The organism is Corynebacterium sp. HMSC070H05 (genome assembly GCF_001837615.1).
Classification (GTDB): Bacteria; Actinomycetota; Actinomycetes; order Mycobacteriales; family Mycobacteriaceae; genus Corynebacterium; species Corynebacterium coyleae.
Genome location: NZ_KV833305.1, coordinates 1 through 9,677, shown reverse-complemented (window position 1 = coordinate 9,677; position 9,677 = coordinate 1). Strand labels below are relative to the sequence as shown.

The 9,677-nt window shown below is 59.2% G+C and carries 7 protein-coding genes; 3 read left to right on the top strand and 4 right to left on the bottom strand.

Annotated features, from left to right (window positions below; all coding sequences use genetic code 11):
* Positions 1 to 250: 250 nt before the first annotated feature.
* Positions 251 to 1,099, bottom strand: coding sequence for a PRC and DUF2382 domain-containing protein (locus HMPREF2617_RS04320; protein WP_070840117.1), 849 nt, complete (start codon positions 1,097 to 1,099; stop codon positions 251 to 253).
* Positions 1,100 to 1,400: 301 nt separating this feature from the next.
* Entirely contained in the window at positions 1,401 to 2,204 is an 804-nt protein-coding gene (locus tag HMPREF2617_RS04315; protein WP_083323196.1) for a hypothetical protein, read from the bottom strand.
* 52 nt (positions 2,205 to 2,256) lie between these two features.
* Here HMPREF2617_RS04315 and HMPREF2617_RS04310 point away from each other — a divergent pair, with 52 nt between their 5' ends.
* Positions 2,257 to 3,546, top strand: coding sequence for an adenylosuccinate synthase (locus HMPREF2617_RS04310; RefSeq protein WP_070451081.1), 1,290 nt, complete (start codon positions 2,257 to 2,259; stop codon positions 3,544 to 3,546).
* A 245-nt stretch (positions 3,547 to 3,791) separates the two neighbouring features.
* A complete protein-coding gene (locus tag HMPREF2617_RS04305; protein WP_141739371.1) occupies positions 3,792 to 4,877 on the top strand; it encodes a hypothetical protein in 1,086 nt (361 codons plus the stop codon).
* Here the strand turns inward: HMPREF2617_RS04305 and HMPREF2617_RS04300 are convergent.
* Both HMPREF2617_RS04300 and HMPREF2617_RS04295 read right to left on the bottom strand, forming a co-directional pair.
* Positions 4,848 to 5,360 (bottom strand): GNAT family N-acetyltransferase, encoded by a 513-nt coding sequence (locus HMPREF2617_RS04300; protein WP_070840110.1) that lies wholly within the window; start codon positions 5,358 to 5,360, stop codon positions 4,848 to 4,850. The genes HMPREF2617_RS04305 and HMPREF2617_RS04300 overlap by 30 nt on opposite strands.
* Positions 5,353 to 5,637, bottom strand: coding sequence for a type II toxin-antitoxin system TacA family antitoxin (locus HMPREF2617_RS04295; RefSeq protein WP_070422119.1), 285 nt, complete (start codon positions 5,635 to 5,637; stop codon positions 5,353 to 5,355). The genes HMPREF2617_RS04300 and HMPREF2617_RS04295 overlap by 8 nt, the downstream gene beginning before the upstream one ends.
* A gap of 477 nt (positions 5,638 to 6,114) precedes the next feature.
* On the opposite strand from HMPREF2617_RS04295, the gene HMPREF2617_RS04290 reads away from it, so the two are divergent.
* The coding region (locus HMPREF2617_RS04290; protein WP_210400813.1) for a YPDG domain-containing protein at positions 6,115 to 9,677 on the top strand (3,563 nt) is incomplete at its 3' end.

Below are 9,677 nucleotides of genomic sequence, written 5' to 3'. Positions count from 1 at the left end.
TCCATGTCCAAAAAGTCATGAGACATGACACGGCACAACTAGACGATCTCGCCGCTACCGAACATCATGTGCAATATCACCTGGGAAAACTTCGAACCCGAATGCTGATCGTCTAGTAGGGAGCCTAGCCGAGCTAGACGATCAGCAAAACGAACAGCAAAAAGCCCCGGTTAGGAACATTCCCAACCGGGGCGAAAGCCAGGGGCGAACGCCAGGGGCGAACGCCAGGGGCTAAACCCCTATACAGGTTTTACTTGTTGTCTTCGACGACGCCGTCGGTCTCGAAGCGCTCCTTGCGCACCTCTTCAGAGACGCGCTCGGTGTCGCGGACGGTGTCCTTCTCCAGGGAAACCTTCTCTACCGGGACGGATTCCTTGGATACGGTGACGCGGTCCTCGTGAAGCGTGACGGATGCTTCCTGCTCGCCGATGTTGCCGTCGTAGTTTGCGCGGTCTGCGTCGGTGATCGGCTCGCGTACGATGCGGACTTCCTCGCGCTCGACCGGGACCTCGACGGTTTCGGTCTCCTCGACGACGTACTTACGCAGGCTGACCTGGCCGGATTCGACGCGGTCCTTGGAGACGTTGAGCTGCTCCTCGGAGCGGATCAGTTCGCCGTCGACGTCGGTGGTGCGGTCTGCGGCAGCGGCGCGCTCATTATCGACGACACCACGCTCACCGGCACCAGCACCAGCACCCGCGGCACCAGCACCCGCAGCACCAGCAGCACCGACACCGGCACCAGCAGCGGCGTGCTTACCGGTCTCGTAGGTGGTCACGTCCTCGGTGGTCTCCAGGCCGTAGTGGCGGTAGAAGGCGTCCTGGTCCTGGGTGGTCAGGTGGCCGTTTTCGTCGAGATCCGGTGCGTCCTCGATGCGGTCCTTGGAGAATGCGAGGTGCAGTTCGCCGTCGCGAAGTACGTGGCCGCGCAGTGGGACGATGGAGTCGCCGCCACCGAACAGGCCGTGGCTAACGGAGACGAAGTCCGGCTGGCCGGTGGAGTCGTTGACGTAGACGTCCTTGACGCCGCCGACCTTGTCGCCGTTGACGTCGTATGCGGTTGCGTTTGCAAGATCCTCGATGCGGTTGAGGTTAGTCATTGTTGTTTCTCCTTTTGATTTGTTGTTGCGAGAACGATTCCGACCGTAACGACGATCAACCGTTCTGGCAGCGGACCCAACCTGAGCCTCGAAAAGTAGAACGGGTGTTCGAGCGACAAACACGACAAGTTCAGGTAGTCCCATGGAAACCGCCAACAGCCAGCGGAAACGAAAATCTGAAAGGTGGCAAAACGTTCAGCGAAATGAACGCAATGTGACAGTTAGGTAACAGCGAGCTACCAATCGCATAGAGAAAACGCGAAATGTGAAGTCCGCCAGAGCGTGAATATAATTCCTGAAACTATGCCGAACGGACCGCTTGGATGTCGCGCAGGTGGCGGTAGAAGGTGACGCGGGAGACGGGCCGGGGGCGCAGGTGGTCGTCGATACGCACTGCGATCTCGTTGCCACCGGATTGCAGGGCGCGCCCGGTGAGGGTGCGGTTGCCGTCGAGGCGTGCGACGGGCTGGCGGCGTAGGAAGCGGCGGGTGGGTACGAGTGGGCTGGTGAAGGGGGCGGCGGCGATGCCGGGCGCGTCGACGGTGGGTACGAGGCGTGCGCCGTATTCGACGCCGGGGTGGACCAGCACGTCCGAGTCGACGACGACTTCGCCGTAGTAGGGCGTGGCGCCGTCGTCAGTAAAGAGCTCCGCGGATCCTGCAACGACCTCGCCGAAGTCGGTGCGGATGCAGGGGATGGGCCGCACGGGCCCGCCTGCAGCAAGATCCGCAGACTCCGCGCCCCAGAGCACCGCCGCGGGCGATTGCGGATCCGCGGGCACGTACCCGATCTCCACCCACATGCAATCCGCGCGCATCAGGCGGGTGAGCACGAGCCCGAGGGTACGGTCGCTGCCGGACACCACAACACGCAACGGCTCAGAGGGTTGCTGCGGCGCAAACGTGGGCGCGCCGAGGTGGTCGACGGCGGGGTTTTTCTGGATCTCGTCAAGCGACGGGGTGGGATCTGAGGGGAGCACTTCGCGCGCGATGGCGTCGAGAAACTTGAGGTCGCGCTGGGTGGGGTGCGCGGGGAGTTGGAACGTTTCTGCGCCCGGAATTGAGGGTTCGGGGGACGCGCCGCATGCGCAGTGGATGAGCCGCATGGCGCTCACGGTACAATATGCCCGTTCATACGCCATATTTAAGGAGTGCGTGATGTCCGCCATCATCATCGTGGGCGCCCAGTGGGGCGACGAGGGCAAAGGCAAAGCAACTGACATTCTCGGCGGTCGGGTCGACTACGTGGTTAAGCCCAACGGCGGTAATAACGCTGGGCACACGGTGGTTGTCGGTGGGGAGAAGTACGAGCTGAAGTTGCTGCCCGCCGGCGTCCTGTCCGAAAACGCCACCCCGATTCTGGGCAACGGTGTGGTGGTCAACCTTGAGGCGTTGTTCGAGGAGATTGACGGCCTTGAGGCGCGCGGTGCGAATGCGTCGCGGTTGAAGATCAGTGCGAATGCGCATTTGGTGGCGCCGTATCACCAGCAGTTGGATCGTGTGCAGGAGCGTTTCTTGGGCAAGCGCGCGATTGGCACGACGGGTCGCGGCATCGGCCCGACCTACGCCGACAAGGTCGCTCGCGTGGGCCTGCGCGTGCAGGACGTTTTCGACGAGTCCATCCTGCGCCAGAAGATCGAGTCTGCGCTCGATGTGAAGAACCAGATGCTGGTCAAGATGTATAACCGTCGCGCGATTTCGGTCGAGGAGACGATGGATTACTTCGGTCGTTACGCGGAGCGCCTCGAGCCGATGGTGATTGATGCGGAGCGCATGCTTAACGACGCCCTCTCCGCCGGCAAGCACGTCCTCATGGAGGGCGGCCAAGCCACCATGTTGGACGTGGACCACGGCACTTACCCGTTCGTGACGTCCTCGAACCCGACCGCCGGCGGCGCATGTGTGGGTGCGGGTATCGGCCCGACTCGCATCACGGGCGTGCTGGGCATTATCAAGGCGTACACCACCCGCGTTGGGGCGGGTCCGTTCCCGACGGAACTGTTTGACAAGTGGGGCGAGTTCCTGCAGGTCACCGGCGGTGAGGTTGGCGTGAACACCGGCCGCGTGCGCCGCACCGGCTGGTACGACAGCGTGATCGCGCGCTACGCCTCCCGCGTCAACGGCTTTACGGACCTGTTCCTGACCAAGCTTGACGTGCTTACCGGCATCGGCGAGATCCCGATCTGTGTGGCCTACGACGTGGACGGCAAGCGTTTCGACGAAATGCCGATGACCCAAACCGACTTCCACCATGCAACGCCGATCTACGAGACGATGCCCGCCTGGGACGAGGACATTACCGGCTGCCGCACCTTTGAGGAGCTGCCGCAGAAGGCCCAGGATTACGTGCTGCGCCTCGAGGAACTCTCCGGCGCACCGATCTCCTACATCGGTGTCGGCCCGGGCCGCGACCAGACCATCGTGCGCCACGACATCATGGAGCGGTAGGGGAAGTGGCACAGGGCGGACGTGATCTGGCCGATTATGTTGCCGCTGCCAGCCAAGAATGTAGCGTCACTGACCATCGGTTGTGCAACGGGCTACGGACTTGTGAAACACTAAGTGAGTTACTCGTTTCCTCGGCTGATCACTCAGAGGGCGTAGGGGCAGATTATGTGCACCTCCCGGGTGAGCCAACGAGCTGCTAGACGACTGCGCAGCTCCTTCGGCTTGTCTCGGACAATCTGCGGCGATTGAACGTCCCAGACAGGTTGCGTCGTGATACTCAAATCACGTCCGCACTTGGCAAGTTGGCCGATCGCGGTCTGTCCGCCGATGCGATCATCCGAACTGGATTCGGGCCGATGTTGATCGATTTTGTCCTTGAAGGAGCGTTAGCGTGCCGGCAGCTCGTGCTGGAAAAAGAACGCGGGAGTGATGAACTGCTTCTGGGAGAATGGGCTGATCTTCTTATTGCAAGTCCAGAGCTTCAAGGCGTAGCAGCAGGAGACCGGAGCTTGGCCCGAGCTAGGGCGATGAATGGGTCTTTTGTTCGGGAGGTGCAACGTTGGCTTCAAGAGGCGCCTATTGCGCATCTCGTTGGGTGGCGTTACTCAACAGACCAGTCTCTTGCCGATGATGAGGATCTGTTTTTGCTCAATGGCCGTGACGCAACGGTTTGGGTATGTGAGCGGTTTACAAAAACGTATCTAGACGAGTGGGCTAGTGAGTCCCTGCTGTGGGAGCTGACTTTCATAACGAAGCCCGGTGCGGTTCAGGGATTAGCCCAATTTGACGTTGGTCTTCTGGAGGAACGCAGAGTCTCTTTGTTTGATGTAACCCAAGAGCTCGCTAGGCGCGCGACTTCACAAATTGCGCCCTATCAGCGGGGGCCATTGGCTGAGCTGGAGAAAGCACAGAAATCCGTAATTGCCGCATTAGACAAAGGTGACGTGGACCAGGCGGTCAACCTGGCAAGTGAAAACATAAACCTGTTTCCTAATGAGCCAGAGGTGAAGAGAAACTTCGGGTTCTGCATTATTGGAGAAAACCCGGAGCGCGCCTTGGAGACGTTGAAGCTCTACCAACCGGTAGAGGAGGGGTCGCTGGTCAGCACGCTCAATCATTTCAATCTCGTCGCCGCTTCATACCGCTGCAATAGGGATGCGCCACTAGAGAGTATCCAGTTTCTGATTGATGCTTTGCCCGCCGGTATGCCGACGGGATCGATGTGGTTGTGGGAGCCTGAAACCCTGAGGGATACGCCTACCGTTGTGCCGATTGAGTTGGAAGCGTGGAGGCGCCGCATGCTAAGAGTTCTGGGCTTGTTGGATCAGTGATTCCACCGGCAGGAGGAGATGGAGCGGTTCTCCTGGCATTTCATGAAAGTTAGCGTTATGGAGGTAGAACTGTTTTGCGCTTTCATCGTGTGCGTGGATGAGGATCGCTGCCGCACCGATTATCTCCGCTGCGGCGATCGCGCGTCTAAACATGTCCTGTAATAGGGATTTGCCTAGTTGTCTGCCTTGAGCGCGCGAATCGACAGCGAACCGCCCCAGAAGGATGATCGGAACATCCTTGGGACGGTTGTTGCGGAATCGCTTGGGCAGGGCATCTCGGCTGACTCCGCCCGATGTGAGAGCGTAGTAACCAACTACCTTGTCGTTAAGCGTTGTCACGTAGGTGACAGAATTGTTGGCGCGTTGGTTTTTCCAAGCGTTTTCTTTGAGCCACTTGTCTAGGCTTTCCACCCCGCAGGAGAAACCTGCAACATCATCTTCCTTTTCGATCGTTCGCGGAGGTTGGATGATGTCCCTAGTCAAGGTGGAACTCCTTTCCGAAGACGGAGTCGGATGCGAGAAGGCGCGCTAGTTTCGTGCCGTCGACGGGGGTATCGAGGGCTTTCTCGAATTTGGCGAAGTCTTCGTCGCTCAATTCGAACCAACGGCGATCGGCAAGAATCTTTTCCGCTTCGATCATTGCGCTGCCGAGCACGAAATCGGACACCGGAACATCCTGGGCTTCGGCGGCACTTCGTAGCGTCTCGTCCTGGACCTCTGTTGTCCTGAGGTGAAGTCGCTTAACTTTTGGCTGAGTCATAGGGACCACTGTCCTTACTTTTGTGTGGTGAGGTCTTCAAGCAACGTGTAGAACCTGTGCGCACAATGTACGCCACGCTGCCTCGCGCCTCAAGTTGAGGGGTGAGAACGTGCGTTGATGGCACTATGTGATCGTCACCAACCCCACCGTCAGCAAGCGACCCTATGCAAAAACTCACAACCTAAGAAAAGGGGGATTGCGGTGTGGGTTTTGCCTTGTGGAGCGGTGCGAACGCTTTGAAGAAGCTTAAAGAATTAAAAGCATTATCAAGTGAAAGAAACAAAATATTGCGGACACTTGTCTAACTCCTTACGCTCGGCTATGTCGTCTCTGTGTGACACGTGTCAAATTCAGCGTACAAAGAGATGCACCTATCTAACCGAAGGATCATTTTCGAGGGAAGGAATTTCGGTAAAGAAGAACTACATTTCCCGCCGCCGCGGCACTTCCATTGCCGCAGCCGCGCTGTCGTTTGCGTTGGTTGCGCCGTTCGCACAGCCAGTTGCGTTCGCGCAGGAGGAAGCGCCTGCTGCTGAGTCTGAGCAGAATTCGCCTTCTCCGGTGGTTGATGAGAACGGAATCATTGATGCGGACATGATCGCCAGCGGTCGTGTCACCAAGGCCGCGAACCTGACTGATGCACACGGTGTTGGTAAGGGCTTGATCTCCGGTCACGTCTATATGGCCACCCCAGGCGGTAACCCGGGTGCTGCGTACGATAACGGCAACGTGAAACTGGACGGCATCACCGTGTATGCGCAGTTCCGTGACAAGGATGGCTCCTACTCGCCGATCTTCAGCGCGAAGACGCACACGCTACCGAATGTAGTTGGCGGTAATGGTGGTCAGGGCACGTTCGCGTTCGGTACTGGTGATAAGGGCATTACCTGGACCGACAAGCTGGGCCGTGAGCACACCTGGTCGGCTCGCACTGACCAAAAGCACCGCATCTGGGTGGAGCCGTTCACCAACGAGCGTGGCAACAAGGTTGTCATGTTCCGCCAGGCCAACGGTTTCGTGCCCGGTTCCTTTAATGGCTTGGTTGAGGGGCCGTTGGGCTCCTTCGCTGCGGCCGACGGCAACATCCAGTTGATGGCGGCGTTCTACCAGGAGGTTGCGCCAAACCACGAAGAAAGCTGGATGGCTGCCAAGGGCGACAAGCTGGTTGAGGATCCGGAGGGCCCGATCGATCTGGCAGCGACCCAGACCAAGGTTCCGAACACCGTGTCCGGTCGCGTGTGGCTGGAGACTGGTGGCCCCGATAAGGGCATTGTGGCTACTGGCCCGTCGAAGAACGGTATTGACGAGGCCGCTGACGGCTACACCGTCTACGCGTCCACCCTGACCAAGGATGGTGCCGCGGCGAACCAGGTTCTGCACGAGCAGTACAAGGACGACCCGGGCGCGCTTGCCGACGCGACGAAGAAGATGCTCGAGGATCACCCCGAGTACATCCTCAAGACTGTCTACGGCAAGACGGCTCCAGACGGCCGCTACACCTTGCGCTTCGGTGAGTACGAGAAGGGCCAGATCCGCGAGGACATCCTCAATCCGAACCACGTGTTCGTGTGGGTGGAGAACAAGGACGGTGTGGTCCAGAATGGCTACACCGGTTTCCACACACCGGTCTTCCAGCGCTTCGACGGCGGTGGCAACTTCCGCGCGTCGGCAATCCCTGGTGAGAACCAGCTGCCGATCAATTTCAACGGCGTCCCGTTCCAGAACCTAAACTCCCTGTACAACGTTAACTACGCGGTCATGCCGTATACCCCGGTGTCGATCACGGCTGATTACAACGCGACGGATAAGCCAGCCGCGCCTGGCGTCACGGTGACCCCGGAGTTCCACGGCAATCTGTCCACGCTGCCGTCGAAGGTGGAGTGGCGTGACTCTAAGGGCAACGTGCTCAAGGAGTGCGAGCTCGACCAGTCCAAGGGCATCAAGGCCCAGGTCGCAGCGTGCACCTTCGACATCCCGGATGATGCGAAGAAGGGCGACTTCTTCAACGTGGTCCTGGTTTCCGGCGGCAATGATGTTTCCGCATGGACCGTGCTGGTCACCCGCGACGCGGACGAGTACACCCCGTCCTATGAGGACAAGCTCGTTGTTCCGGGCGAGGAGACGAAGTCTGCTCCGACCTTTACCAAGGTCGACGAGGATGGCAACGAGACCGAGGAGAAGGTCGACGCTCCGGAGGGCTCCAAGTTCGCAATTCCAGGGGACTTCAAGGCTCCTGAGGGCTACGAGGTCACTATCGACGAGAACACCGGCGAGATCACCGTCACCTTCCCGGACAAGTCTAAGTTGAACAAGGACACCGTTGAGGAATTCAACGTTCCGGTTGTTGTGACTTACCCGGATGGTTCCACCGACGACGCGACCGCGAAGTTCAAGCTGGACACCGATGGTGATGGCACGCCTGATACCGAGGATCCGGACGATGACGGTGACGGCATCCCGGATGAGAAGGAGAAGGAAGACAAGACGAACCCGAAGGTTCCGAACCAGAACCTGGACTACGAGCCGGAGTACAAGGACGGTTCCGGCAAGCCTGGTGAGGACGTGACCGTTCCTGCTCCGGAGTTCAAGGACAAGGATGGCAACCCGACCACGCCGCCGGAGGGCACGAAGTTCACCCCGGGTGAGAACACCCCGGATGGCGTGACCATCGATGAGAACACCGGTGAGATCACGGTGACCATCCCGGAGGACGCCAAGCCGGGCGACAAGATCACCGTTCCGGTGGTTGTGACCTACCCGGATGGCACGAAGGGCAACGTTGACGTCACCGTCACAGTGACCGACAAGGACGCAGACGTCTACGAGCCGTCCTACGAGGACAAGCTCGTCGTCCCAGGTAAGGAGACGAAGTCGTCGCCGTTCTTCACCGGCAAGGATGGCAAGGACGCGACCGCTCCTGAGGGCTCGACGTTCAAGATCACTGATGGTTTCACGGCACCTGAGGGCTACGTGGTCACTATCGACGAGAACACCGGTGAGATCACCGTGACGTTCCCGGATAAGTCGAAGCTCAACGCGGACACCGTTGAGGAGTTTGATGTTCCGGTGACGGTGACTTACCCGGACAAGTCCACCGACGACACGACGGCGAACTTCAAGTTGGACACCGACGGTGATGGCACGCCTGATACCGAGGATCCGGACGATGACGGTGACGGCATCCCGGATGAGAAGGAGAAGGAAGACAAGACCAACCCGAAGGTTCCGAACCAGAACTTGGACTACGAGCCGGTATACGAGGATGGTTCGGGTAAGCCTGGTGAGGACGTGACCGTTCCTGCTCCGGAGTTCAAGGACAAGGATGGCAACCCGACCACGCCGCCGGATGGCACCACCTTCACTCCGGGTGAGAACACCCCGGACGGTGTGACCATCGATGAGAACACCGGCGAGATCACGGTGACTATTCCGGAGGATGCCAAGCCGGGTGACAAGATCACGGTTCCGGTTGTTGTGACCTACCCGGATGGCTCCAAGGACACCGTTGACGTCACTGTCACGGTGACCGACAAGGACGTTCCGGCTCCTGTCGATAAGGACGCTGACCTTTACGAGCCGTCCTACGAGGACAAGCTTGTTGTCCCGGGCAAGGAGACGAAGTCTTCGCCGACCTTCACCGACAAGGATGGCAAGGAGGCAACTGCTCCTGAGGGCTCGAAGTTCAAGATCACTGATGGTTTCGCGGCGCCTGAGGGCTATGTCGTCGAGATCGACGAGAACACCGGCGAGATCACCGTCACCTTCCCGGACAAATCCAAGTTGAACAAGGACACCGTTGAGGAATTCGATGTTCCGGTTGTTGTGACTTACCCGGATGGTTCCACCGACGACGCGACCGCGAAGTTCAAGCTGGACACCGATGGTGATGGCACGCCTGATACCGAGGATCCGGACGATGACGGTGACGGCATCCCGGATGAGAAGGAGAAGGAAGACAAGACCAACCCGAAGGTTCCGAACCAGAACTTGGACTACGAGCCGGTATACGAGGATGGTTCGGGTAAGCCTGGTGAGGACGT

Bases quoted from the DNA above. Each gene is read 5' to 3' on its own strand.
- HMPREF2617_RS04320 (WP_070840117.1), bottom strand. From the start codon at position 1,099: ATGACTAACCTCAACCGCATCGAGGATCTTGCAAACGCAACCGCATAC.
- HMPREF2617_RS04315 (WP_083323196.1), bottom strand. From the start codon at position 2,204: ATGCGGCTCATCCACTGCGCATGCGGCGCGTCCCCCGAACCCTCAATT.
- HMPREF2617_RS04310 (WP_070451081.1), top strand. From the start codon at position 2,257: ATGTCCGCCATCATCATCGTGGGCGCCCAGTGGGGCGACGAGGGCAAA.
- HMPREF2617_RS04295 (WP_070422119.1), bottom strand. From the start codon at position 5,637: ATGACTCAGCCAAAAGTTAAGCGACTTCACCTCAGGACAACAGAGGTC.